Below are 25,741 nucleotides of genomic sequence, written 5' to 3'. Positions count from 1 at the left end.
TTAGTGTCCTTCCTTGCCCGAGCCGCCGCCCGACGGATCGCCGCCCGACGGATCATGCGGATGGTGCTCGTTGTAGTGAGCGAGCGCCTCGTCCGGATCTTCCTTCTCGCCGCTGAAACTGCCGCGAATCACGACGAAGAACATGGGGATCATGAAAATCGCGAGGAACGTCGCGGTCAGCATCCCGCCGATCACGCCGGTGCCGATCGCGTGCTGGCTCGCCGAGCCGGCGCCATTACTGATGGCAAGCGGCAGCACGCCGAGAATGAACGCGAGCGACGTCATCAGGATCGGCCGCAGCCGCAGGCGCGCCGCTTCGAGTGCGGCCTCGATCGGCCCCATGCCCTGCCCTTGCTGCAGTTCGCGCGCGAACTCGACGATCAGAATCGCGTTCTTCGCGGACAGACCGACAGTGGTCAGCAGCCCGACCTGGAAGAACACGTCGTTCTCGAGTCCGCGCAGCGTCGCCGCGAGCAGCGCGCCGAGCACGCCGAGCGGCACGACCATGATCACCGAAAACGGAATCGACCAGCTCTCATACAGCGCCGCGAGACACAGGAACACGACCAGGATCGAGATGCCGTAGAGAATCGGCGCCTGCGAACCGGACTGGATTTCCTGGAACGACAGGCCGGTCCATTCGTAACCGATCCCCGCTGGCAGCTTTTTCGCGAGCGTTTCGATCGCCGCCATCGCCTGGCCGGTACTCTTGCCCGGCGCCGCCTGCCCCTGGATTTCCACAGCGGAGATACCGTTGTAGCGCTCGAGCTTCGGCGAACCGTAGATCCACTTGCCGGTCGTGAACGCGGAGAACGGCACCATGCCGCCGGACGCGTTGCGCACGTACCAGTCGTTCAGGTTTTCCGGCGTCATCCGGAACGGCGCGTCGGCCTGCAGATACACCTTCTTGATCCGGCTGTCGGTATCGAGGAAGTTGTTCACGTATGCCGATGCCCACGCGATCGAGAACGACTGGTCGATCGTCGCGAGCTGCACGCCGAGCGCGGCGGCCTTTTCCTGGTCGATCGTCACCTTGAACTGCGGCGTGTCGCTCAGACCGTTCGGACGCACCTGCGCCAGCGTCGGATCTTTCGCGGCCATCCCGAGCAGCTGGTTGCGCGCCTGCATCAGCACATCGTGACCGACGCCCGCGCGATCCTGCAGTTCGAAGTCGAAGCCGGCCGCCGTGCCGAGTTCCGGAATGGAAGGCGGATTGACCGGAAACACGGTCGCCGTCTTGTACGTCGAGAAGTGCTGGAACAGGCGTCCGACGAGTGCCTGCACTTTCTGGTCCGAGTGCTGGCGCACCGAATAGTCCTTCATCCGCACGAACACGAGACCCGAGTTCTGGCCGCGGCCCGCGAAGCTGAAGCCGTTCACCGTGAAGGTCGCTTCGACGATGCTCTTTTCCTGCGTGAGCAGATAGTCGGAAATATCTTTCAGCGCACGGCCGGTGGTTTCCTGCGTCGAGCCGACCGGCGTCTGCACGAGCACGAACATCGTGCCCTGGTCCTCATTGGGCAGGAACGACTTCGGCAAGCGTGCGAACAGCATGCCGACCGCGACGATCACCACGAGATAGATGATGAGCCAGCGGCTCGAGCGCTTGATCACATGGTGCACGCCCTTGTGATATTGGTCGCGGCTCTTGTCGAACGTGCGGTTGAACCAGCCGAAGAAGCCCTTCTTTTCTTCGTGATGGCCCTGCGGAATCGGCTTCAGAATCGTCGCGCACAGCGCCGGCGTGAGAATCAGCGCGACCAGCACTGACAGCACCATCGCCGCGACGATGGTCAGCGAGAACTGCCGGTAGATCGCGCCGACCGACCCGCCTGAAAACGCGACCGGCACGAACACCGCGGACAGCACCAGCGCCACGCCGATCAGCGCGCCGGTAATCTGCTCCATCGCCTTACGGGTCGCGTCGCGCGGCGACAGCCCTTCTTCGGACATCACGCGCTCGACGTTCTCGACCACCACGATCGCGTCGTCCACCAGCAGGCCGATCGCAAGCACCAGACCGAACATCGACAGCACGTTGATCGAGAAACCCACCACGCTCATGATGGCGAACGTGCCGAGCAGCACGACCGGCACCGCGATGGTTGGAATCAGCGTCGCGCGCAGGTTCTGCAGGAACAGGTACATCACGAGGAACACGAGCACGATGCCTTCGAGCAGCGTCTTCACCACTTCCTCGATCGACAGCCGCACGAACGGCGTCGTGTCGTACGGATACTTCACGACGAGGCCATGCGGGAAGTACGGCGCAAGCTGGTCGATCTTCTGGCGCACGAGCTTCGCGGTCTGCAGCGCGTTCGCGCCGGTTGCGAGCTGGATGCCGAAGCCGGCCGTCGGCGCGCCGTTGTACTTCGTGTCGGTGTTGTAGTTTTCGCCGCCGAGATCGATGCGCGCGACGTCCTTCAGCCGCACCTGCGAGCCGTCCGTGTTCACCTTCAGCAGGATATTGCCGAACTGCTCGGGCGTCGTGAGCAGCGACGCTTCGGTGATGGTCGCCTGCAGCAGTTGCCCCGGCACCGACGGCGTGCCGCCGAGCGAGCCGCCCGCGACCTGCACGTTCTGCGCGAGGATCGCGTTCTGCACGTCCACTGGCGTGAGGCTGTAGTTGGTCAGCTTGTTCGCATCGAGCCAGATCCGCATCGCGTACTGCGTGCCGAACAGCGTGACCGTGCCGACCCCGTCGATCCGGCTCACCGGATCCTGGATGTGCGACGCGACGTAGTTCGCCAGATCGTACTTGCTCATGCTGCCGTCTTCGGACACAAACGCGAGCACAAGCAGGAAGCTGCTGCTCGACTTGGTCACCTTCGTGCCGAGCTGCTGCACGACTTCCGGCAGCAGCGGCGTGGCGAGCTGCAGCTTGTTCTGCACCTGCACCTGCGCGATGTCCGGATTGGTGCCGGCCGCGAACGTCAACGTGATGGTCGCGGTGCCGGAGTCATCGGAGGTGGACGACAGATACAGCAGATGGTCGAGGCCGCTCATCTGCTGCTCGATCACCTGCGTGACGGTGTTTTCGACGGTCTTCGCCGATGCGCCCGGGTACGTCGCGCTGATCTGAATGGACGGCGGCGCGATGGTCGGGTACTGCGCGACGGGCAGCGTGAAAATCGACGCAAGACCCGCCAGCATCAGGACGATGGCGATCACCCATGCAAAGATCGGGCGATCGATAAAAAACTTTGCCATGTAACAGGCTCCCTGTTGTTACGCGCCCGATGCAGCGGAGGCGGCCGGCGCGGCCGGTGTGGCCTGACCCGTCGCGTCGGAAGCGGGGGTGGCGGGGAGTTGCGCGGCAACGGTCTTGACCTTGTTGCCCGGATGCACCTTGTCGACGCCTTGCACGATCACGCGGTCGCCCGGGTTCAGGCCGTCTTCGACCACCCAGTTCGGGCCGTAGGTACCCGACGTGACGAGCGGGCGCAGCGCAACCTTGTCGTCCTTGTCGACGATCAGCGCGGTGGCCTGCCCCTTCTGGTCGTGCGTCACACCGACCTGCGGCACGAGCAGCGCCGCATCGTTGACGCCTTCCTGGATGCGCGCGCGCACGAACATGCCAGGCAACAGCACACGGTCCTTGTTCTCGAAGATCGCGCGAATGGTGACCGAACCGGTGGTCTGGTCGACGGTGACGTCGGTGAACTGCAGCTTGCCGGTTTCACCGTACGGCCGTCCGTCTTCGAGAATCAGCGTGACTTTCGCCGCGTTCGGACCGCTCGTTTTCAGGCGCCCGCTCTGGATGTCCCTGCGCAGTTGCAGGCCCTGCAGGCTCGACTGCGTGAGGTCGACGTACATCGGATCGAGCTGCTGGACGGTGGACATCAGCGTCGCCTGGCTTGCCTGCACGTAGGCGCCCGGCGTGACCTGCGAAATGCCGACGCGGCCGGTGACCGGCGAGACGACATCCGTATAGCCGAGGTTGATCTGCGCGGTGTCGACCGACGCCTTGCCGGCGGCGACGTCCGCGGCCGCCTGGCCTTCCGAGGCGACCGCGTTGTCGTAGTCCTGCTTGCTGACCGCGTTCGCGGCCACCAGCACCTTGTAGCGATTCGCCTGCGCGGTGGTCGTGGCGAGATTCGCCTGCGCCTTCGCCAACGCCGCCTTCGCGTTATTCAGCGCGGCGATATACGGCGCCGGGTCGATCTTGTAGAGCCGCTGGCCGGCCTTCACCTCGCTGCCCTCGACGAATTCGCGCCGCAGCACGATGCCGTCGACCCGAGCGCGCACCTGCGCGACGAGATACGCGCTGGTGCGGCCCGGCAGCTCGGTGACCACGGGCACAGGGGTCGGCTGGACGGTGACGATGCCCACTTCGGGGTCTTGCGGCGGAGGAGCTGATTGTTTTGGTCCGCAAGCCGCCAGCATGACGGCAAGCGCCGCGGCAGGAAGCAGGCTGAACGAAGCCCAGCGGATAGAAACCCGTTTGACGCGCATGGAGCGACCTCTGTCAGAGACTGAGAAAGGAAAAAGTGCGCACCGGCTACCAGGATTGCGACGGCGCGCACCGGCGTCTTGCGACGCCCGTGACCGGAAGCCCATGGGTGCTTTTTGCTGCGGGAGTACCGCGCGCGAACTGCGCCAAACCGGGAAATGCCGCACCGCGCAGCGCCTCTCGGAAAGGGTCGTGCGAAGGATATTGAAAGCTTCAGTGACGGGTATTAACCGGTCGGGTGAGGTGGGTCATCCGATCGTTTAGGGTGCTATTATAGATACGTTCACGAATGCACGTAAAAGTTTATTAGCGTCGGGTGAACGCGCATACACGCAATAGCAATTCCCGTGGGAACGACTACACGAGATGATCTTTATCATCGACGTTTAAAAACCTCAGGGAAATCCAGCAATACAGGCAAGTCTGAAGATATGGTCCGACGTACCAAGGAAGAGGCACTGGAAACGCGAAGCCGCATACTCGATGCGGCCGAGGAAGTGTTCTTCAGGAAAGGGGTTTCTCGCACTTCCCTTTCAGATATCGCGCAGGCCGCGGGCGTCACGCGCGGCGCAATCTACTGGCACTTCGACAACAAAGGCGATCTGTTCACCGCGATGTTCGACCGGGTGCTGATGCCGCTCGACGAGCTGAAGGCGGCGTCGCTCGATCCGCAGGAGCCGGATCCGCTCGGCAAGCTGATCGACATTCTCACGATGGTGTTGCGCAACACCGCGCTCGATCCGCGTCAGCGCCGCGTATTCGACATCCTGTTTCTGAAGTGCGAGTTCGTCGAAGAGATGGGCCCGGTGATGGCGCGCCATCAGAACGATATGCGCGAAGGGCTCGCGAATATCCAGGGCGGGCTGCGCAACGCGGTATCGAAGGGACAGTTGCCGGCCGACCTGGACACGACGCGCGCGGCGTCGATCCTGCATTCGTTCGTGAGCGGCGCGTTGCGCGACATGCTGTTTCTGCCGTGTTCGGCGGACTTCGGCAAGCACGCGCGCGAGATGGTCGAGTCGGTGATCGACGCGCTGCGGTTCGGCCCGACCTTGCGGCTCGGGTCCGGCGCGAAGCCGGCAGCCTAGCTGGCGCTAAACCAGCGCGCGACGTACAGCAGCAACGCCACGAAGAAGATCATCGCGGCCCACGCCCAGTGCGGGACCACATGCGGCGGCTGTTCATGATGCGCGCGCGCGCCGAACGTCGAGTGCATCGCGCGGCCGGTCAGCGCGCCGCCATGGTCGTGCCGCGCGCGGCGCGCGACGCCCGCGAGGCTGATCGGCCGCAGAAACACATGCTGGCGCCGCGGCGGCGTTTCGCGCGACTGGTTCGGCCCCTGGCCATGCTTGGCCTGCACGACCGCGCAGAACTCGGTGAAGAAATCGTCTGCGAGTTCATGCAGCGCGTTCTCGATCTGGCGCGCCGGCAATTCGGCGAGCGGCCCGGTCGAAGTCGCCCACACCGAGTAGTCGATACGCGTGCTCGGCGCGGCGCCGGGCGTTTCGTCGTCCGCGCGCAAAGCGACGTCGATCTGGCCGCGCAGCGAACCCACGCCGCCCGCGCGCGCCTTGAAGTTCAGCGTGCGGTGCGGCTGGTCGGCGGCCGTGCCGTTGTCGCTCGCCACGTGAGCGCGCACCTCGTAATGCGCACGCAAGGGTCCGAGCGGCACCGTCAGCGTCAGTTCATATTCGCCGCCCGCGAGGCGCGTGAACGACTCGCAGTTGTCGAGACTTGCGCGCAGCAACGCGAGATCCTGCATCGCGTCCCAGACTTCAGACTGTGCAAGCGGAATTCTTAACGCGTTGGTCAGTTCCATGGCCGCCTCCCGATAAGCTCGCCACCGCGGGATCAGGACGTCTGATCGATGCGGTCGACGCGCGACGCGTAAAACGCCAGATACCCTTTGATCTGTCCGGCTCCGTCGATCGGGGCCTCGTAACTCCATGCGGCGTTTTCCACGATTCCGTCCTCAGTGCGCAAATGAAAATACGATGCGTCACCTTTGAAGGGACATCGGGACGAGTGGGTCGAACGTTCGAGGCGCGCCATGTTCACGTCTGCGCGCGGAAAGTAGACGACGTCGGGCAAGCCGGTTTCGGCGAGCGTCAACGCGGTCTGGGTGTCGGCGACGGTGATGCCTTGGTGGATCACACGCACGCGGTGGCGATTCGGCGCAATGCTGATGCGATGTCCGCCGGCCTCGCGACTCTCCGACGCGCGCTCGCAAGCCGCGTCGCCGCACGCGGCGCCTGACTGTTGCGAGGCGTCGCGGTCTTGGCCGCCGTTGGTCGGAACACCGCTCATCTCACCCGCTCCGGGAGGAATCTGATATTGCGTGGACTCGCGTTTGTGCAGTCGCAGCAAAGCAAAACCGCCGACCTTTCAAACACGCTTTCAAAAACGAAAAGCCACGGACCGGGAAGTCCGTGGCTTTATTATCGGCCAAACCGTCATCTATTGCGCGCGTTCGCGCACGCTGGCAACCACCTGACCGGCGGCATCCGGCGTCCGTTCAGATGCGCGATCGCCTGATTTACTGGGTTTGCCAGTAGAAAGCCGCCTTCGCGGTGCCCTTCGCCGGCACCGTGATGGTCTTCGATTGCGCGTGGTCTTTATACGACGCCTGAACCGTGTAGCGGCCCGGGCGCAACTTGACGAGCATATACGGGCCGCGCGACGTCGTATCGAGCACGTCGCCGCCGTGCGCGTCGGAGATCTTCACCTTGACGTCGGCCAGATAGTCTGAACCCGGCCCGGTGAAGCGCAGCGATAGCGGCCAGCTATGTTCCGCGCTACGCAGCGCGCGCGATTCATCGAGGCCGACACCGCCCGACGTATACGACACGTCGCCCTGTTGCTGAACCTGCGGCAGACCCTCGACGTTCGCATTGCCCGCGCTGGTGTCGTCCGTCGTGCTGCCGCCGGTCACGCCGTTCGCGTTCTGCGCGAACGCGGCCGACGTGAAACCGAGTGAAAGCGCCGCGGCTGCAATGATTGCAGTCACACGGCGAGAAAGGTGGCGCGGATCGTTCATTGGTTAGCTCCTTTTTCGGGGTTCCCCGAACGGTGGAAATCCAACCGGAGCAGCAAGGGACATACCCGCTTGCCGCCCTTTTTTACCGATCGGCGGACGCGCGGCCAGCCGCGCCCGCCGAAACGCGCGCTGCGCGATCAGCCGAGGTCGACCGGTACGAAGATCTGCGCGTTGTCGCGCTGGATCAGCAGCGCGAGGCTGTCGCCCGCTTGCGACACCGCCTGCTTCAATTGCTCGACGCTCGACACCGGACGACCGTTGACGGCGAGAATCACGTCGCCGGGCTGAATGCCCGCGCTGGCCGCCGCGCCGCCCGCCTGCTGCACGAGCAGCCCGTGCGAAACCGACGCGCCGCTCTTTTCCTGCGGCGTGAGCGGACGCACCGCGACGCCGAGGCGCCCTTGCATCTGCGCAGACGACGGATCGTCGTTGGACGCGACCTTCGTATCCGACAGCGAGCCGATCGTCACCTTGATGTTCTTCGACGACTTGTCGCGCCACACGGTCACATCGGCGGTGGTGCCCGGCTTCAGGTTCGCGATCTGCGTCGGCAGGTCCGTCGAATCGCTGACCGGGTTGCCGTTCACCGAGGTGATCACATCACCCGGCTGCAGGCCGGCCTTCGCCGCGGGGCCATCCTTGTCGACCGAGCTGATGAGCGCGCCATTCGGCTGCTTCAGGCCAAACGAATCGGCAAGCGTCTGGTTCATGCCCTGCACCGCGACACCCAGACGCCCGCGGCTCACATGACCGGTCTTCACCAGATCGTCCTTGACCTTGATCGCCTCATTGATCGGGATAGCGAACGAAAGACCCTGGAAGCCGCCCGTCTGCGAATAGATCATCGAGTTGATGCCGATCACTTCGCCTTGCAGGTTGAAGAGCGGACCGCCCGAGTTACCCGGATTCACCGGCACGTCGGTCTGGATGAACGGCGTGTAGTTCTCGTTCGGCAGCGAGCGCGACTTCGCGCTGATGATGCCCGACGTCACCGTATTCTCGAAGCCGTACGGCGAACCGATCGCCACCACCCACTGACCGACCTTGCTCTGGCGCGGGTCGCCGATCTTCACGACCGGCAGATCCTTCGCATCGATCTTCAGCACCGCGACATCCGACTGCTTGTCCGCGCCGACCACCTTCGCGTGGAATTCGCGCTTGTCCGTGAGCTTCACGGTCACGACATTCGCGCCGTCGACGACGTGCGCGTTGGTCAGGATGTAGCCGTCGCTGCTGATGATGAAACCCGAACCGAGGCTTGCGCTCGGCTGGTCGGGGCCGTCGCCGCCGTCATCGCCGCCGGGACCTTGCATGCCCGGCACGTTGCCGAAGAAGTGGCGATAGAACTGGTAGAAAGGATCGCTCGGATCGATCGGCAATTGCTGGTTATTGCCTCCGCCGCCGCGCAACGCGGTGTGCTTCACCACGTGCTTCGCGCTGATGTTCACGACCGCCGGGCCGTATGTTTCGACGAGTCCGGAGAAATCGGGGATGCCGGTTTTCGCGGCGGCTTCGGCCGGCATCATCGCGGCAGCGGCCTGGGCCGGCTGGATGACTTCGGGCGTCTGCATATTGCGGCGCCCGGCCACGTAGCCGGCGGACAGCGCAACCGCGACAGCGACGGCAACGGCACTGCGGGACAGAGTTTTGGCGTTCATCGTTGTACTCCAGACAGGGAGAATGATTCTCGGATGTGTCGCAGAGTACGCGGGGTCGCTTAAAACAATCTTAAATAGAATGTTTCAAAAAATAGCCATAAAACACAGGGTTTTCAGAACGTGACCGTGACGAGCAATCCGCCTGACTGCGAATCGCCGAGTGTGACGCTCGCGTGATGCTGAAGTGCGATGCGCCGCACGATCGCGAGGCCGAGGCCGCTGCCCGCGACATCGGTGCGCGCGCGGTTGGCGCCTTCGCCGACGCGATAGAAACGGTCGAACACGCGGCTGCGTTCTTCGCGTGCAATGCCGGGGCCGTTGTCCGCGATCTGCACCGTTGGATGTCCGTCAGCCTCACGCACGCACACGTCGACGCGCCCCCCGCTCGGCGTGTACTTGGTTGCGTTGTCAATCAGATTGTTGAACAGCACGCGCAGCGCCTCAGGATCGCCGCTCACCAGCGCCGTTTCGCTCGCTTCGATGCCGAGATCGACGCCGCGCCGTTGCGCAAGCGGCGCGTACGACGCCACGCAGTCATGCAGCAGCGCGTCGAGATCGAGCTGGCTTGCCGCTTCGCGGCCGTCCGGCTCGGTGCGCGCGAGCGCGAGCAACTGTTCGGCGAGGCGCGTGGCGCGCGTCACACCCGCCTGCAGATCGGTGAGCGCTTCGCTGCGCGTTGCGTCGTCGTGTGCGCGCGCAACGAGTTGCGCCTGAATCTGCACCGCGGCAAGCGGCGTGCGCAGTTCATGCGCGGCATCGGCGACGAACGCCTTCTGCGTATCGAGCGCCGCCGCGAGACGTTCGAGCAGGCCGTTCAACGCGCGCACGAGCGGCCGCACTTCGACCGGCAAACGCGAATCGGGCAACGGGTCGAGCGCTTCCGGATGACGCGCGTCGAGCGCGCCGGTCACGCGGCGCAGCGGCGCGAGCCCGCGGCCGACCACGCCCCACACGGCGACGCCCAGCACCGGCAGCAGGATGATCAGCGGCCACAGCGTGCGCAGCGCGACATTCGCGGCCAGCCGGTTGCGCACCGATAGCGGCTGCGCCAGCTGCACGACGTTGTCGCCGACGATCGCGCCATATACGCGCCAGTCGCCGCGCTCGGTGCGCTCGGTCGAAAAGCCGAGTTCCGCGCGCGGCGCGAGCGGCGCGCGCGGATGCGAGTAATACATCAGCACACCATTGCGATTCCAGATCTGCAGCACGATGCCTTCGTCGCCGGTATCGCGTGAACTGAGGATTTGCGAGAACGGTTCGGCGGGCAGCGCCGCGGCGATTTCCTGCAACTGGTAATCGAACAGCTCGTTTGCTTCAGCGAGCGCCTGCCGGTAGATCAGCCAGCCGGCGATGCCGACGCCGAGCAACACGATCGCAAGCAGCCAGAACAGCAATTGACGGCGAATCGAACGCATCGTGTCAGGCTTCCTTCGCGATCATGTAGCCGAGACCGCGCACGTTGCGAATCAGGTCCGCGCCGAGCTTCTTGCGCAGCGCGTGGATATACACCTCGACCGTATTGCTGCCGATTTCCTCGCCCCAGCCGTACATTTTTTCTTCCAGCTGGCTTTTCGATAAGACCGCGCCCGGGCGCGCAAGCAGCGCCGCGAGCAGCGCGAACTCGCGCGCGGAGAGCGCGACCGGCGCGCCGTCGAGCGTCACCTGATGCGAGGCCGGATCGAGTGTCAGCGCGCCATGGCGGATCGTCGAATCGCTGCGGCCGGACTGACGGCGGATCAGCGCGCGCATCCGTGCGCCGAGTTCATCGAGATCGAACGGCTTCACGAGATAGTCGTCGGCGCCTGCGTCGAGGCCCTTCACGCGATCGGCGACCGCATCGCGTGCGGTGACGATCAGCACCGGCAGCGACAGCCCGCGCTTGCGCAGCGTGCGCAGGACATCGAGACCGTCGCGCTTGGGCAAACCGAGGTCGAGCAGCACGAGATCGTATGCCTCGCCCGCTGCGGCGCTCAACGCGGCTTCGCCGTCCTGCACCCAGTCGACCGCGAAGCCCTCGCCGCGCAGCGCCTTGCGCACGCCTTCGGCGATCATCCGGTCGTCTTCGACAAGCAGTATGCGCATGGCTTTTGTCAGTCAGGGGTCGAAATGCCTGCATTCTAGCGCCCGCTCGCGAAATTTCGCGCGCGGGCGCGTTTTTGCGCAGCGGCGCGGCAGGTCTTCTACAATGAGCGCTTTTGCGCGGCGGGGCGTGACGTTTGCACCTGGACGTCGCGGTGGACGCTGCGTCTGATGTTGCGATTGCGACTGCGGCCGAAGGTGCATCTGATGTGGCCGTTCGCCGTTCGCCGTTCGCCGTTTGACGTTCGCCGCTGAGTAGTTGCGTTTGTGCTTCACCACCGCACGCTGCGCTTGCGCTCCGGTTACCGGCCGCACACAATCCACCGCGTGGGCGTCGCGCGCCGCTGCAAGAACTGAATACGAAAGCTTTTTCGAAGATCGACTGTACATGACGCCCGCTTCACCTTCCGCCCGCGCCCGTTGGTTCATCCGCCGCCTGTCCGCCCGCGTTTTTCCGTCCGCACGATTTTTTTCGCACAGTGGCTCTCGCGCCGGTTCCGCTGCCGTGGACTCTGACACCACGCACTCCGCTGCCGCGCCCTTTCCCGCTGCGGAATCTGTCGGCACGCAATCCGGACCCTCCACGGCCACGCTGTTTGACCGCACTTCAACACCCACGCGCACCCGCCACACCGCGCGCGCCGCCACCGTGCTGTTCGCGTGCACCGCGCTCGTCTGCGCGGCGCCCGCGCAGGCGCGCAAGAAAACCCAGCATCCGTCGGTCAACGTCTCGACCGTGCTGCCGGCCGCGGTGATGGCGGGTCTGCAGCGCGCGCATGTGCCGCTGTCGTCGGTGAGCGTGGTGGTCGAAAAGGTCGGCGATCGCACGCCGCTGCTCGCGCTGAACGCCGGCAAACCGATGATGCCCGCCTCGACGATGAAGCTCGTCACCACTTACGCGGGCCTGTCGATGCTCGGGCCGGACTATCGCTGGCGCACCACCGCCTATACCGATGGCGAGGTCGACGCGAACGGCGTGCTGCACGGCAATCTGTACATTCAAGGCACCGGCGACCCGAAGCTCGTGCCCGAGGAACTGATCGACCTCGTGCAGAAGATTCGCAAGGCGGGCATCAACGGCGTCGACGGCGCGCTCGTGCTCGACAAGCGGTTCTTCGATCCGTCCACACGCGATCTGCCCGCCTTCGACGACGACACCGAAGCGCCGTACAACGTCGGCCCCGACCCGCTGCTGTACGCGTTCAAATCGCTGTCGTTCACGCTGACGCCGTCGCCGGACGGCACCGTCTCGATCGATGTGCTGCCCGCGCTCGCGCAACTGCAGATCGACAACCATCTGCGCGCGACCGGCGGCCCGTGCCGCGGCGAATTGAGCGCGCTCAATCCGGTGGTCACGCCCGAGGCCGGCGGCCTCGTGATGGCGTCATTCGACGGCAACTACCCGCTGCGCTGCGGCGACCGCACGATTAACGTCGCGACGCTCGATCACTCGGCGTTTTTTGCCGGCGGCTTCCTCGCGCTATGGAAGCAGACCGGCGGCACGTTCAACGGCACGACGCGTGAAGGCGCGGTGCCGGTCGGTGCGCGGCTCGTCGCGACGCATCAGGGCCCGATGCTGTCCGACATCGTTCACGACATCAATAAATTCAGCAACAACACGATGGCGCGCAACCTGTTCCTGACCATCGGCGCGGTCGAGAGCAAACCGCCCGCGACACCGGCGAAGTCGGCGCGCGCAATCGAAGCGTTCATGCAAAGCAGCGCGTTGCCGACCGAGTATCTGACGCTCGAGAACGGCTCGGGGCTGTCGCGCAACGAGCAGGTCACCGCGTTGACGCTTGCCGATGTGCTGCAGTCGGCCAATGCGAGTCCGGTCGCGCAGGTGTTCGTCGATTCGCTGCCGACCGTCGGCGTCGACGGCACGATGCGCAACCGCTTGACGCGCGAGCCAGTCAACGGCAACGCGCATATCAAGACCGGCACGCTGCGCGATGTGCGTGCGATCGCCGGCTACGTGGCGTCCGCGGACGGCGTCAGCTATGTGGTCGTCAGCCTGATCAACGATCCGCGTGCCGAGGCCGCCCGTGCCGCGCACGACAGTCTGATCGAGTGGGTCTACCAGGGACCGCAGGCCGCCCTCACCGAATCGCTTGCCGAACCCGTTGCGGAGCCGCGCGGCAAGCCCAGGAAAAACCCGAACCGTCGCGGCACGCATTGAGGAATCCTTCTAGCGATGCGCACGCGCGTGCGCCGTCGAAGCGTGTACGCTGTCGGGCAGCGCGCGCATGATGCGCCTGAATCGCACATAAGAACGGGCGCACCCGCCGCGTCGCATCACGTCACGCGGCGGCGCAGACCACGGAGGGAGACACTCATGTCATTCGCTGCCGGATTGCTTCCGCTCGACAGCACACCACTGCAAGCGGCACGCATCGACGACACTCGCTGCGATCCGCCTCGCATACATCCAGACACGGCCTGCCTGCGGCACACCACCACCGCCATCACGACGGCGCGTGCGTGCGCGGCGAGGCGGTGCTGGCCGGCACGCGCCTGAATGAAGCGAACGCGCGAGAAAGACCGCGTGCTTGCGCTCAAGTCACCGCTCGAAATGCCGTTCAACGAGTCAACCACGCACGCGAGAAAAGCGGGTTCTGCAAGCTGACGCCGCGTTGCGCACACCGCGTGCACAGCTTGCGACAAAGGGCACGCATGCCCACTACATACACAAAAAGATCGGAGACAACATGAAGCAAGCATCACAGCCATTCCGCCTGCGGCGCGCCGCACAAGCCGGTATCGCGAGCGCCGCGTTCGCGGTGCTCGTCGCGTGCGGCGGCGGCGGAGACAACAACAATAACAATGCGAGCAACACGCCGGCGGGCGGCATCAATATGCAGGTCGTATCGTTCGGCACGAGCCTGTCGGACGTCGGCACCTACTCGCCGGTGATTCAGGCGAGCTTCGGCGGTGGCCGCTTTACGACGAATCCCGGCGAAATCTGGACGCAGAAGGTGGCCGAGTACTACGGCGGCACGCTGACGCCCGCGTATCTCGGCGGCTTCGGGCAACCGCTCGTCGCTTCGACCGGGCTTGGCTATGCGCAGGGCGGCGCGCTCGTGATCGGCGCGGACGGCATCGGCCATGCGCCGGCGCCGCTGCCGTCGTACGCGCAGGCGACCACCGTGCCGGTCGCGACGCAGGTGCAGAACTATCTGTCCGCGCATGGCAGCTTCAATGCGGGCCAACTGGTGCTGATCGAAGGCGGTGCGAATGATGTGCTGGTGGCGGCGGAAACCGCTCAAGCCACGATTCAGGCCGCCGTCGCGCAGGGCACGCCGGTCGCAACGGCCACCACGCAGGCGGTCGGCGCCGCGGCGATGTCGCTGGTCGGGACTGCACAGCAAATGGTGCAGCAGGTGGTGGCGCCGGTTCTGGCGAACGGCGCGACGCACGTCGTGGTCGCGAACGTGCCGGACATCGCGGTGACGCCGCTCGGCGTCAGTGCCGGCCCATCGGGCCAGCAGCTGTTCCAGACGCTGGTCGGCGCGTTCAACCAGGCGCTGTCGCAGACGCTCACCGCAACGAATCTGATGAGCAAGGTGATCTATCTGCAAACCGATCAATGGATCGACAACACGGTCGCGAACTATCAGGCGAACGGCTTCACGGTATCGAATACCGGCACAGGCTGCCAGCTGGCCGCGATGCAGGCCGCGGCACAGCAGTTCGGCGAGTCGGATCCGAGCGCGTTCGCGTCGTCGCTGTTCTGCTCGCCGCAGTTGTACACGACGCCGAATGCCGACCAGACCTACATGTTCGCCGACACGATTCACCCGACCACACATTTGCACGCCTTGTTCGCGGTGGCCGCCGAGCAGGCGATAGCGGGTTCGGGACTCGGGAAGTAGGCGCGCAAGCGTTCTTCAACGCAAGCCGCGGCGGGCCAGCGTCCACAGCGCGACGCACGACGCAGCAAATAAAAAAATGCCCGGTTCGTTTTTGAACCGGGCATTTTTTGACATGTAGCGCGTATCGAAGCTGACGTAGCTGACGCATCCGCCAAGCTTCGAGCCGCGGCAATGAAGATCGCAGACGCGACCGCGCCGTGCCGCTTGCGAGCACCGCGCGCGTCGACGTGTTACTCGGACTCAGACGCCTCGAACGCCGCGGCCGCTCGCCCGAGCCGATCGTTCACCGCGATCCACGCGATCGTATCCGGCAGCTTCTCGATCAGAATGCGTGCGACATTCGCGCGATCGAGCGCGCGCAACAGCCCGTATAGATCGCGCGCGTACGCATGCGGATCTTCCGGTGCGGCAATGAAATGCACGCCGTCCGCATCCGCCCAATGCCCGGCGCGCGACGCCCGCGCGACCAGCGCGACGCGCTCGTTCGCCGCACGCGCAGCCGCGAGCAGCGGCTCGAGCGCATCGAACGGCAACAGCGCGAGCGGCGTGCGCGGCGCATAGTGCGCTTTCAACGTGCCCGATGCGCGCGGCGCCGTCGCGTCGGAGCCGTCCGGCAGACGCGGCATCGCGCCGAGCACGTCGGCGATATCCTGCGGCGTCACATGGCCCGGCCGCAGCAGCGCCGGAAAACCACGCGACAAATCCAGAATGGTCGATTCGATACCGACGGTCGACGCACCGCCGTCGAGCACATGAATGGCCGAACCGAACTCGTCGCGCACGTGCTGCGCGGTGGTCGGGCTCACGTGCCCGAAGCGGTTCGCCGACGGCGCCGCGACGCCGCCATGCCCGCCGCGGCGCGCGCTGAACGCGTCGAGCAGCGCCTGCGCGACCGGATGCGACGGACAGCGCAAACCGACCGAATCCTGACCGCCGCTCACCGCCGGCGGAATATGCGCGGCGCGCTTCAGAATCAACGTAAGCGGGCCCGGCCAGAACGCATCGATCAGCCGTTGCGCATCGGCAGACCACTGCTCGACCCAGTAGCGCGGGTCGCCATGCGGCGCGAGATGCACGATCACCGGATGATTCGCCGGCCGTCCTTTGGCCGCGTAGATGCGTGCGACCGCCTCCGGACTTTGCGCGTCGCCGCCCAGACCATAAACCGTCTCGGTCGGAAACGCGACCAGTTCGCCGGCGTCGAGCAACGCGGCCGCGTGGTCGATCTGCGCAGCATCGATCTGGCCATGCGCCGGCGCATGACCGCTGTCGCGAGACGCTGTGCCACCCGGCTGTTTCGGTTGATCCGGCATGATGGAAACGGCTTCAGCTCGTCGGAATATGCAGCAGCCGCGCGCAATCGCGGGCGGCCGTGCGCGCCTCGTCGAGCGTCGCGGCAGCGAAGTTCACATGACCCATCTTGCGGCCGGGACGCGCCTCTTCCTTGCCGTACAGATGCAGACGCGCGGCCGGCATCGCGGCCACTTCGTGCCACGGCGGCGTCACCGCCGGGCCGCAGTGCGCCCCCTTCGGGTCCTTCGCGTCCTTCTTGCTGTCGGGAAACCACACGTCGCCGAGAATGTTCAGCATCACCGCCGGCGAGTGCTGGCGCGTATCGCCCAACGGCATCGCGGTCATCGCGCGCACCTGCTGCTCGAACTGGCTGGTCGCACAGGCGTCCACCGTGTAGTGACCGGAATTGTGCGGGCGCGGCGCCATTTCATTGGCGACCAGCGAACCGTCTTCGAGCACGAAGAATTCGACGCACAGCACGCCGACGTAGCCGAGCTTGTCGGCAATCTGCAGCGCCGCCTGCTGCGCCTGCATCACGAGCGTCGGGCTCGCATCGGGAGCGGGCACGATGGTATGCGACAGCACGCCGTTGCGGTGCGTGTTCTGCGCGAGCGGATACACCGCCGACGCGCCATTCGCGCCGCGCGCGAGCAGCGCCGACACTTCGAACTTCAGCGGCAGGCGCTTCTCGAGCACACACGCGACGCCGCCCAGCGCCGCATGCGCTTGCCGCACTTCCTGCACATTGCCGACCCGCACCTGCCCCTTGCCGTCGTAGCCGAGACGCGCGGTTTTCAGAATGCCGGGCAGCACCGCTTCGAGCGCCGCATCGTCGAGTGCGGCCAATGCATCCGACGACTCGATCGCCACATGCGGCGCCACCGGCACGCCCGACGACGCGATAAAGCGCTTCTCCGCGATGCGGTCCTGCGCGATCGCGACGCAACGTCCGGCCGGACTCACGAACGTGGTGCGCGCGAGAAAATCGAGGCTCGCGGCCGGCACGTTCTCAAATTCCGTCGATACCGCCGCGCACAGCCGCGCGAGCTCGGTAAGCGCCGCTTCGTCGTCGTAGGCGGCGCGCACGTGCTTGTCCGCCACCGAGCCGGCCGGACTCGTTTCGTCCGGATCGAGCACGGCGACGCGATAGCCCATCGCCTGAGCGGCAAAGCAGAACATGCGGCCGAGCTGGCCGCCGCCGACCATGCCCAGCCATGCGCCTGGGAGAATCGGGGATACCGGAGTGTTATCTGAACTCATCTTCGTGGTCGGATTCGACGTCGATCGGGTCGCCTATGTGCGACAAGCGGTCCGCCGCGTGCACGCGGCGGCCGGTGGGGCAAGGAACTGGCTTGCGAATTTTATTGTGATGCGCGGCGCGTGTCGCGGCGCTCAAACGGCGGGCAGCACCATCGCGTGCGCGGCCTGATTCTGGCGCACGCGGAACGCGGCAAGCTTGTCCGCGTATTCCGGCAGCGTGCCGCTCAGGATCGACACCGCGAACAGCGCCGCGTTCGCCGCGCCCGCTTCGCCGATGGCGAAGGTCGCGACCGGCACGCCCTTGGGCATCTGCACGATCGAATGCAGCGAATCGACGCCCTTCAGATACTTGCTCGCGACCGGCACGCCCAGCACCGGCACCGTCGTTTTCGCCGCCAGCATGCCGGGCAGGTGCGCAGCGCCGCCCGCGCCCGCGATAATCGCGCGCAGGCCGCGCTCACGCGCGCTTTGCGCGTACGCGAACATTTCGTCGGGCATCCGGTGCGCGGACACGACTTTCGCCTCGTACGGCACGCCGAACTCCTGCAGCATCGCGACCGCGTTTTTCATCACGTCCCAGTCGGAGCTGGAGCCCATCAGCACACCCACGAGCGGCGCATCGTGCGCATGGAGCGTGCCGGCAGTTTGAACGTCACTCATCTTTCACAGATTCCTTCCCCCGTTCCGCACGGGTTCGATACACACAAAACGCGCACGCCAATGCGCACATCGATGCGCGGCGCCAGACAGGTTCAGATACGGCGCGCGCCGCGTGCCCGACCTCAGGCGAGCTTCTGCCCGGTCAGCCGCTCGAGCGCCTCGCGATACTTGGCTGCCGTCTTCGCGATCACGTCGTCGGGCAGTTTCGGCGCGGGCGGCTCCTTCTTCCACGGTTGCGTTTCGAGCCAGTCGCGCACGAACTGCTTGTCGAACGACGGCGGATTCGTGCCGACCTGGTACTCGTCGGCCGGCCAGAAGCGCGACGAGTCGGCGGTCAGCGCTTCGTCCATCAGATACAGCTTGCCGTGATTGTCGAGGCCGAACTCGAACTTCGTATCCGCGATGATGATGCCGCGCGTCGCCGCGAAATCGGCGGCTTCCTTGTACAGGCGGATCGAGATGTCGCGGATCGTCGCCGACAGCTCGGTGCCGATGCGGCGCTCCATCTCGTTATAGGTGATGTTCTCGTCGTGGTGGCCCATTTCGGCCTTCGCCGCCGGCGTGAAGATCGGCTCGGGCAGCTTTTGCGCGTTCTGCAGACCCGGCGGCAGCTCGACGCCGCAGATCGCGCCGCTCGCCTGATAGTCCTTCCAGCCGCTGCCGGCCAGATAGCCGCGCACCACGGCTTCGACGAGAATCGGCTCGAGCTTTTTCACGACGACCGCGCGTCCCTTCACCTGCGCCACTTCGTCCGGCGCGACGACGGTTTCCGGCGCGATGCCCGTCAGGTGATTCGGCACGACATCTTTCAGCTTGTCGAACCAGAAATCGGCCATCTGGTTCAGCACGCGGCCCTTGTCCGGAATCGGCTCGCCCATGATCACGTCGAACGCCGACAGACGGTCGGTGGTGACGATCAGCAACTTGTCGTGGCCCACCGCGTAATTGTCGCGGACCTTGCCGCGGCCCAGCAGCGGCAGCGAGCGGAGCGTGGATTCGTAAAGGGTAGACATCGTCGTGGCTCGTAAAAATGATGCAAAAAATGAGGCAAAAACACTGCCCTGACAAAAGGGAAACGCCGTTCCCCGGGGCAAGCGGGAACGGCGATGCAACTGTTGCTGCGCGGGCCGGCCTTCGTGCAGCCGGCCGGTGAAGGCCGAATCGCACAAGGCTGCGCGAAGGGCCGCTCCGTACAGCAGGCGGGCGAAGCACTGCGCCTGCCGTCCGCGTGCAACTCGCGCGGCCCTCATACTGCTCGCTTGCTGCCCCTTGCACCCGTGTGCGGCCCGCAGGCCGCAAGCGGGCCGGCCCGAAGCGGCGCCCGCCGTCCGCTTAGCGGACTACCTGCGCGAGCTGACCCGCCTTGTACTTATCCGCCATCTTATCCAGCGGCAGCGGCTTGATCTTGCCCGCCTGGCCTTCGCAACCGAACGCGACGAAGCGGTCCAGACATACCTTTTTCGCCGCTTCGCGCGCCGGCTTCAGGTAGTCGCGCGGATCGAACTTCGACGGGTTCTCCGCGAAATAGCGGCGAATCGCACCGGTGATCGCAAGGCGCAGATCGGTATCGATATTGACCTTGCGCACGCCGTGCTTGATGCCTTCCTGAATCTCTTCGACCGGCACGCCGTAGGTTTCCTTCATATCGCCGCCGAACTCGCGAATCTCGGCGAGCAGTTCCTGCGGCACCGACGACGAACCGTGCATCACGAGGTGCGTGTTCGGGATGCGCTGGTGAATCTCCTTGATACGCTGGATCGACAAAATATCGCCGGTCGGCTTCTTCGAGAACTTGTACGCGCCGTGCGACGTGCCGATCGCAATCGCGAGCGCATCGCACTGCGTGAGCTTGACGAAATCGGCGGCCTGCTCGACATCGGTCAGCAGTTGCTCGCGCGTCATCGTGCCGTCGGCGCCGTGACCGTCTTCCTTGTCGCCCTTCATCGTTTCCAGCGAACCCAGCACGCCGAGTTCCGCCTCGACCGTCACGCCGATCGAATGCGCCGCTTCGACGACCTTCCTCGATACGTCGACGTTGTACTCATACGACGCGACCGACTTGCCGTCGGCTTCGAGCGAACCGTCCATCATCACGCTCGTGAAGCCGCTGCGGATCGCCGCCATGCACACCGCCGGCGACTGTCCGTGATCCTGGTGCATCACGACCGGAATGTGCGGATACGACTCGACCGCCGCTTCGATCAGATGACGCAGGAACGGCTCGCCCGAATATTTGCGCGCACCTGCCGACGCCTGCATGATCACCGGCGAACCGACCTGATCCGCCGCCGACATGATCGCCTGCACCTGTTCCAGATTGTTCACGTTGAAAGCCGGCAAGCCGTAGCCGTTTTCAGCCGCGTGGTCCAGCAATTGACGCATTGATACGAGAGGCATGGACTACTCCTTGGATTTGAAACAAAAACCTTTGCCCGCCGCATCATCCGTTGCATCAAAAGTGCGATTTTACGTGAAGCAGGCCGCCTTCCCGCGCGCACCGCGTAGCGCGTGCGCATCCGGAACCGGTCCGATGCGCGCGCCGCGCGGTGCGCCGCCTCTCTCAGGGAGCGGCAGCCTGCCTCGCGATGCCGTTCAGGAACGGCTCATTGCGGGCGTGATTCTTTTGCGTGTTCGCGCTGCGCGTGTGCTCCGCGCAGTCGCCCGCGCGGGCCGGCCGCGCGGGTGTACTTCAATGTCCTGCGTTCAGTACGGCTCGCCGACCCGCACGATCTTCAGCGTGTTGGTGCCGCCCGCCTGCCCCATCGGCTCGCCGACGCTCAGCACCACCATATCGCCGCGCGCCGCGTAGCCCTTGCTGACCACCACCTCGAGCGCCTGCTGCAGCGCGATGTCGCGATCGGTGCTGCTATCCAGATGCAGCGGGTTCACGTTGCGGTAGATCTGCATTGCGCGCTCGCTGCCGATTCGCGGCGTGAGCGCGAAGATCGGCACATGCGTCCAGTGGCGCGACATCCACAGCGCGGTCGAGCCGGACTCGGTCAGCGCGACGATCGCCTTCGCGCCGAGGTGATACGCGGTGAAGAGCGCGCCCATCGCGATCGACTGGTCGATGCGCGTGAACGTGCGGTCGAGGAAATCGCGGTCGAGCTCGACATGCTCGGACTTCTCCGCTTCCACGCAGATGGCGGCCATGGTTTCGATCGTCTGCACCGGGTACTTGCCGGCCGCCGATTCCGCCGACAGCATCACCGCGTCGGTGCCGTCGAGCACCGCGTTCGCGACGTCGGAGACTTCCGCGCGCGTCGGCACCGGCGCGTGGATCATCGATTCCATCATCTGCGTCGCGGTGATCACGAACTTGTTCGAGTCGCGCGCCATCTTGATCATGCGCTTTTGCAGCGCCGGCACCGCCGCGTTGCCGACTTCGACCGCGAGGTCGCCGCGCGCGACCATGATGCCGTCCGACGCGTCGAGAATGCCTTGCAGCGCCGGAATCGCTTCCGCGCGCTCGATCTTCGCGATCATCTTCGGCTTGATGTTGTACGGCGCGCCCGCGATATTCGCGAGCTGGCGCGCCATTTCCATGTCGGTCGCGTTCTTCGGGAACGACACCGCGACGTAGTCCGCGCCGAGCGACATCGCGGTGCGGATGTCTTCCATGTCCTTCGCGGTCAGCGCGGGCGCGGTGAGGCCGCCGCCCTGGCGGTTGATGCCCTTGTTGTTCGACAGATCGCCGCCGATCTTCACGACCGTGTGGATCTCGTTGCCGATCACACGCGTCACGTTCAGCACGATCAGGCCGTCGTTCAGCAGCAGCACGTCGCCCGGCTTCAGGTCGCGCGGCAAATCCTTGTAGTCCAGACCGACGCGCTCGTCGTTGCCGAGCTCGCAGTCGCCATCGAGGATGAACGTGTTGCCGGCGATCAGCGTGACCTTGCCGTTCTCGAACTTGCCGACGCGGATTTTCGGTCCTTGCAGATCGGCCATCAGGCCGACCTCGCGGCCCGCCTGGCGAGCCGCTTCACGTACGAATTCGGCGCGCTGACGGTGATCGTCGGCCGTGCCGTGGGAAAAATTGAGCCGCACCACGTCGAGGCCCGCCTCGATCATTTGTTTCAGGATGTCCAGCGTGCTGGAAGCCGGGCCGATGGTAGCGACTATCTTGGTGGCGCGATGCATGAGTCTCCTCGTGTGGGTGGATTCGCTGGGAAGTGCGCTCTGTGTCGGGTGCGGAGGCTGCGTGCCGACGGTGACTACCGGGGCGAATGCGCCGTTCATGCTGATTGCGCCGCTGCGGGTGGGGTACGCAGTCGACGCCGGCGTCGTGTTATGAAGTGCTGTTGCGCGGTGAGCCGCGCTATTGTGCGACGGCGTGTGTGACGCCATCGTGTTCGAAGCGGGTTCGTCCAGTTCGGCGACCGCGACAGCCGCGTCGGCCGTGGCCCGCGCCGCTTCGTCGGCCGCCGGGTTGGCGGCTTGCTTGACCATTTTATTGGCGGCTTCGTTGGCCGCCTGGCTGGCCATTTTGTTGGCAGCTTCGTCAGCCGCTGTGTTGGCTGCCTGCTGCGACGGCGCGGGCTGCGCCGTCGCATGCTCTACGGCGCGCGCTCCCGCCGTCGATCCCGCACGCGACGACGCGCGTGCTTTCCGGGTGCTGGAGGCAGAGCGCTGCGCCACGTTCAGGCTCGCGATTCGAGGACTTCGACCGCCGGCAGCTTCTTGCCCTCGAGGAATTCGAGGAACGCGCCGCCGCCCGTCGAGATATAGCTGACCTTGTCGTGAATACCGTACTTCGCGATGGCCGCGAGCGTATCGCCGCCGCCCGCGATCGAATACGCGGACGACTTCGCGATCGCTTCGGCAAGCGTCTTCGTGCCGTTGCCGAACTGGTCGAATTCGAACACGCCGACCGGGCCGTTCCAGACGATCGTGCCGGCCTTTTCGAGTTGCGAGGCCAGCACCTTCGCGGTTTGCGGCCCGATATCGAGAATCATGTCGTCGTCTTGCACGTCGGCGACCTGCTTGACTTCCGCCTTCGCGCCCGACGCAAATTCTTTCGCGCTGACGACATCCATCGGAATCGGCACCGACGCGCCGCGCGCCTTCGCCTGCTCGATGATCGCCTTCGCTTCGCTCACCAGGTCGGCTTCGGCGAGCGACTTGCCGATCTTCAGCCCCGCGGCCAGCATGAACGTATTCGCAATGCCGCCGCCGACGATCAGCTGATCGACCTTTTCGGCCAGCGACTTCAGGATGGTGAGCTTGGTCGACACCTTCGAGCCGGCGACGATCGCGACGAGCGGCCGCTTCGGTGCGCCGAGCGACTTGCCGAGCGCTTCGAGCTCGGCGGCCAGCAGCGGACCCGCGCATGCGACAGGCGCGTACTTCGCGATGCCGTGCGTGGTGGCTTCCGCGCGATGCGCGGTGCCGAACGCGTCATTCACATAGACGTCGCACAGCTTCGCCATTTTCTGCGCGAGTTCGTCCGAGTCCTTCTTTTCGCCCTTGTTGACGCGGCAGTTTTCGAGCAGCACGAGCTGGCCGGGCGCGACGTTCACGCCGTTCTCGACCCACTGCTGCACGAGCGGCACGTCGCGGCCGAGCAGTTCGGCGAGGCGCGTCGCCACGGGTGCGAGCGAATCTTCGGGCTTCAGTTCGCCCTCGGTCGGGCGGCCCAGGTGCGAGGTGACCATCACGGCCGCGCCGGCATCGAGCGCCGCCTTGATGCCCGGCACGGAGGCGCGGATGCGGGTGTCTTCTGTAATGTTGCCGGTGTCGTCCTGCGGGACGTTCAGGTCGGCGCGAATGAAAACGCGTTTACCGGACAGCTTGCCTTCGGCGATCAGATCGGAGAGACGCAATACGTGGCTCATGGACATGTGTATGCGAGTTGATTGGAAGGCGGTGGCGGACGCTGCGCGGGCGGTCGACGGCGGCGGCATGAGCGACGCGAACGTCGCGGTCAATGCAGCGGCCCGACCGGCGGCCAGGTTGCAGGCTGCATGCAGGCGCCAGGAGGCTGCCATTTTAACCGATCCCCTTGCCGTTTCGATCCGCCCCCGGCTGATTGACAATATTCGGGAAACGCCGTCGCATCGCGTTTGCTCGAAACGTTCCCGCGTGACCGCTCCACCGTTCATGCCTCATCTGCGTCGCCCGCTTCGGCCGGCCTTCGCGGGTTGCGCACTGTCGCGCACTGTTGTCGCCACGGCGACGTCATTGCGACGCCACACCGACGCTGCCGCGCATGTCGCGCACGCGCGCCGACTGCCCTACAGCAACAACCTGAGCGCCGTGAAAACCAGCATCCCGACGATGATCGTCTCCACCATACTGCGTCGCAGCAAATACCAGACAAGCCCTGCAAGCGTCGCGTAAAAATCGTGATTCGACAGCGCGAACGACACCCCATCGCCGGTCACCAGCACGTCCGGCAGCACGACCGCGATCAACGCGGCGGCCGGCGCGTAGCGCAGCATCCGTTGCACGCGCTCCGGCAGCACCGTGCGCTCGCCGCCGATCAGAAACAGCGCGCGCGTGAGCGCGGTCACGAACATCATGCCGAGAATCGCAAGCCAGATCTGCGTGGAAGTCATGGCGGGTCTCCGGCGCCATCGCGAACGCGGCGAATGCGGCGCACGCGGCGCAGGTCGGTGCGCTCGACCATCAGGTCCGTCGCGCTGCCGGCCGCGATCGCCGCGAACACCGCGAGCGGCAACGCGAGCCGGTACGGCAGGTCGAACAGCACCAGCGAGACGATACCCGCCACCGCGACCGCGGCAAGCGTCGAGCGGTTCGCGATGGCCGACACCATGATCGGAATGAGCGCGAGCGTGCCCGCGAGACTCAAGCCCCAGTTGTCCGGGAACAGACTCGCGAGCAGGATGCCGATGATCGACGACACCTGCCACGACAGCCAGCTGGCGACCGCCATGCCCCAGAAGAACGCTTCCTTGCCCGGCACATAGCCGGTGGCAAAGGCCTTCTTCTGGAACAGCAGGTAGATGATGTCGCCGTTGAAGTAGCCGAGCAGCAGACGCCGCCACAGCGGCAGATACGCGAAGTGCGGCGCGAGCCCCGCGCTGAAGATGACAAAGCGCGTGTTGACCATCGCGGCGGTGAGCAGCACGGTCCAGATCGGCAGCTTGGCGGCGAGCAGCGGCAGCACCGCGAGTTGCGACGAGCCCGCGTAAACGAGCAGCGACATGCCGAGCGCCTGCGGCATCGTCATCACCGATTTGCTCATCGCGATGCCGGTGACGAGCCCCCACGAGAAGATCGCCATCAAGGTCGGCGAATAGGTGCGCAGGCCCTCGTGAAAAGCGCGGCGATCAGGTTCGGACAGGCGAGCGAGCATGAGACGGAAAAGGCCGGCGCGCACCATCGCGCAGCGGCGGGAAGGGTCGTCCGGACGGGCCGACCGGTGGTGGACGGCCCGATGACGAAAATGAATTCATGTTATGCGTGC

The 25,741-nt window shown here is 65.4% G+C and carries 20 protein-coding genes; 3 read left to right on the top strand and 17 right to left on the bottom strand.

Annotated elements, in window-relative coordinates:
• Both HV675_RS11660 and HV675_RS11655 read right to left on the bottom strand, forming a co-directional pair.
• Window positions 1-3,210 (bottom strand): efflux RND transporter permease subunit, encoded by a 3,210-nt coding sequence (locus HV675_RS11660; RefSeq protein ID WP_175111060.1) that lies wholly within the window; start codon window positions 3,208-3,210, stop codon window positions 1-3.
• 18 nt (window positions 3,211-3,228) lie between these two features.
• Window positions 3,229-4,455: an efflux RND transporter periplasmic adaptor subunit gene (locus HV675_RS11655; RefSeq protein ID WP_175111059.1), complete on the bottom strand. Its 1,227-nt coding sequence runs from the start codon at window positions 4,453-4,455 to the stop codon at window positions 3,229-3,231.
• A 429-nt stretch (window positions 4,456-4,884) separates the two neighbouring features.
• Between HV675_RS11655 and HV675_RS11650 the strand changes: the two genes are divergently transcribed.
• Window positions 4,885-5,541, top strand: coding sequence for a TetR family transcriptional regulator (locus HV675_RS11650; protein WP_175111058.1), 657 nt, complete (start codon window positions 4,885-4,887; stop codon window positions 5,539-5,541).
• Here HV675_RS11650 and HV675_RS11645 read toward each other — a convergent pair.
• From HV675_RS11645 to HV675_RS11620, 6 genes are all read right to left on the bottom strand, one after another.
• Window positions 5,538-6,272 carry an SRPBCC family protein gene (locus tag HV675_RS11645; protein ID WP_175111057.1) on the bottom strand — a complete coding sequence of 245 codons (735 nt, stop codon included), beginning with the start codon at window positions 6,270-6,272 and terminating at the stop codon, window positions 5,538-5,540. The genes HV675_RS11650 and HV675_RS11645 overlap by 4 nt on opposite strands.
• Before the next feature lie 32 nt (window positions 6,273-6,304).
• Window positions 6,305-6,760 (bottom strand): DUF427 domain-containing protein, encoded by a 456-nt coding sequence (locus HV675_RS11640; protein WP_175111056.1) that lies wholly within the window; start codon window positions 6,758-6,760, stop codon window positions 6,305-6,307.
• 229 nt (window positions 6,761-6,989) lie between these two features.
• Entirely contained in the window at window positions 6,990-7,490 is a 501-nt protein-coding gene (locus tag HV675_RS11635) for a carboxypeptidase regulatory-like domain-containing protein (protein ID WP_175111055.1), read from the bottom strand.
• 137 nt (window positions 7,491-7,627) lie between these two features.
• Window positions 7,628-9,148: a DegQ family serine endoprotease gene (locus HV675_RS11630; RefSeq protein ID WP_175111054.1), complete on the bottom strand. Its 1,521-nt coding sequence runs from the start codon at window positions 9,146-9,148 to the stop codon at window positions 7,628-7,630.
• Window positions 9,149-9,261: 113 nt separating this feature from the next.
• On the bottom strand, window positions 9,262-10,563 hold the full coding sequence (locus HV675_RS11625) for an ATP-binding protein (protein WP_175111053.1): 1,302 nt from the start codon (window positions 10,561-10,563) through the stop codon (window positions 9,262-9,264).
• Between the two features lie 4 nt (window positions 10,564-10,567).
• A complete protein-coding gene (locus HV675_RS11620) occupies window positions 10,568-11,230 on the bottom strand; it encodes a response regulator (protein WP_175111052.1) in 663 nt (220 codons plus the stop codon).
• A 589-nt stretch (window positions 11,231-11,819) separates the two neighbouring features.
• On the opposite strand from HV675_RS11620, the gene dacB reads away from it, so the two are divergent.
• Together dacB and HV675_RS11610 are read left to right on the top strand one after the other, a co-directional pair.
• A complete protein-coding gene (gene dacB, locus HV675_RS11615) occupies window positions 11,820-13,406 on the top strand; it encodes a D-alanyl-D-alanine carboxypeptidase/D-alanyl-D-alanine endopeptidase (RefSeq protein ID WP_175111117.1) in 1,587 nt (528 codons plus the stop codon).
• Window positions 13,407-13,935: 529 nt separating this feature from the next.
• Window positions 13,936-15,099, top strand: coding sequence for an SGNH/GDSL hydrolase family protein (locus HV675_RS11610; protein ID WP_175111051.1), 1,164 nt, complete (start codon window positions 13,936-13,938; stop codon window positions 15,097-15,099).
• Between the two features lie 230 nt (window positions 15,100-15,329).
• On the opposite strand, the gene HV675_RS11605 is transcribed toward HV675_RS11610, so the two are convergent.
• The 9 genes from HV675_RS11605 to HV675_RS11565 form a co-directional block, all read right to left on the bottom strand.
• A complete protein-coding gene (locus tag HV675_RS11605; protein WP_246270195.1) occupies window positions 15,330-16,412 on the bottom strand; it encodes an L-threonylcarbamoyladenylate synthase in 1,083 nt (360 codons plus the stop codon).
• Window positions 16,413-16,425: 13 nt separating this feature from the next.
• A complete protein-coding gene (locus HV675_RS11600; RefSeq protein ID WP_175111050.1) occupies window positions 16,426-17,652 on the bottom strand; it encodes a 5-(carboxyamino)imidazole ribonucleotide synthase in 1,227 nt (408 codons plus the stop codon).
• A 132-nt stretch (window positions 17,653-17,784) separates the two neighbouring features.
• A complete protein-coding gene (purE, locus tag HV675_RS11595) occupies window positions 17,785-18,312 on the bottom strand; it encodes a 5-(carboxyamino)imidazole ribonucleotide mutase (RefSeq protein WP_175111049.1) in 528 nt (175 codons plus the stop codon).
• A gap of 122 nt (window positions 18,313-18,434) precedes the next feature.
• Window positions 18,435-19,325, bottom strand: coding sequence for a phosphoribosylaminoimidazolesuccinocarboxamide synthase (locus tag HV675_RS11590; protein ID WP_175111048.1), 891 nt, complete (start codon window positions 19,323-19,325; stop codon window positions 18,435-18,437).
• A 319-nt stretch (window positions 19,326-19,644) separates the two neighbouring features.
• The gene (gene fba, locus HV675_RS11585; RefSeq protein WP_175111047.1) at window positions 19,645-20,709 is read right to left on the bottom strand and encodes a class II fructose-bisphosphate aldolase; all 1,065 of its coding nucleotides are present in this window, start codon (window positions 20,707-20,709) and stop codon (window positions 19,645-19,647) included.
• 306 nt (window positions 20,710-21,015) lie between these two features.
• Window positions 21,016-22,452 (bottom strand): pyruvate kinase, encoded by a 1,437-nt coding sequence (gene pyk, locus HV675_RS11580; protein WP_175111046.1) that lies wholly within the window; start codon window positions 22,450-22,452, stop codon window positions 21,016-21,018.
• Window positions 22,453-22,952: 500 nt separating this feature from the next.
• A complete protein-coding gene (locus HV675_RS11575) occupies window positions 22,953-24,146 on the bottom strand; it encodes a phosphoglycerate kinase (protein ID WP_175111115.1) in 1,194 nt (397 codons plus the stop codon).
• A 399-nt stretch (window positions 24,147-24,545) separates the two neighbouring features.
• Window positions 24,546-24,869, bottom strand: a complete 324-nt coding sequence (locus tag HV675_RS11570; RefSeq protein ID WP_175111045.1) for an AzlD domain-containing protein — start codon at window positions 24,867-24,869, stop codon at window positions 24,546-24,548.
• Window positions 24,866-25,630, bottom strand: coding sequence for an AzlC family ABC transporter permease (locus HV675_RS11565; protein WP_175111044.1), 765 nt, complete (start codon window positions 25,628-25,630; stop codon window positions 24,866-24,868). Before HV675_RS11565 ends, HV675_RS11570 begins: the two co-directional genes overlap by 4 nt.
• Window positions 25,631-25,741: the final 111 nt, after the last annotated feature.

Origin of the sequence: Paraburkholderia solisilvae (assembly GCF_902859875.1) — a bacterium.
GTDB lineage: Bacteria > Pseudomonadota > Gammaproteobacteria > Burkholderiales > Burkholderiaceae > Paraburkholderia > Paraburkholderia solisilvae.
This window is presented reverse-complemented; position numbering and strand designations above follow the sequence as displayed.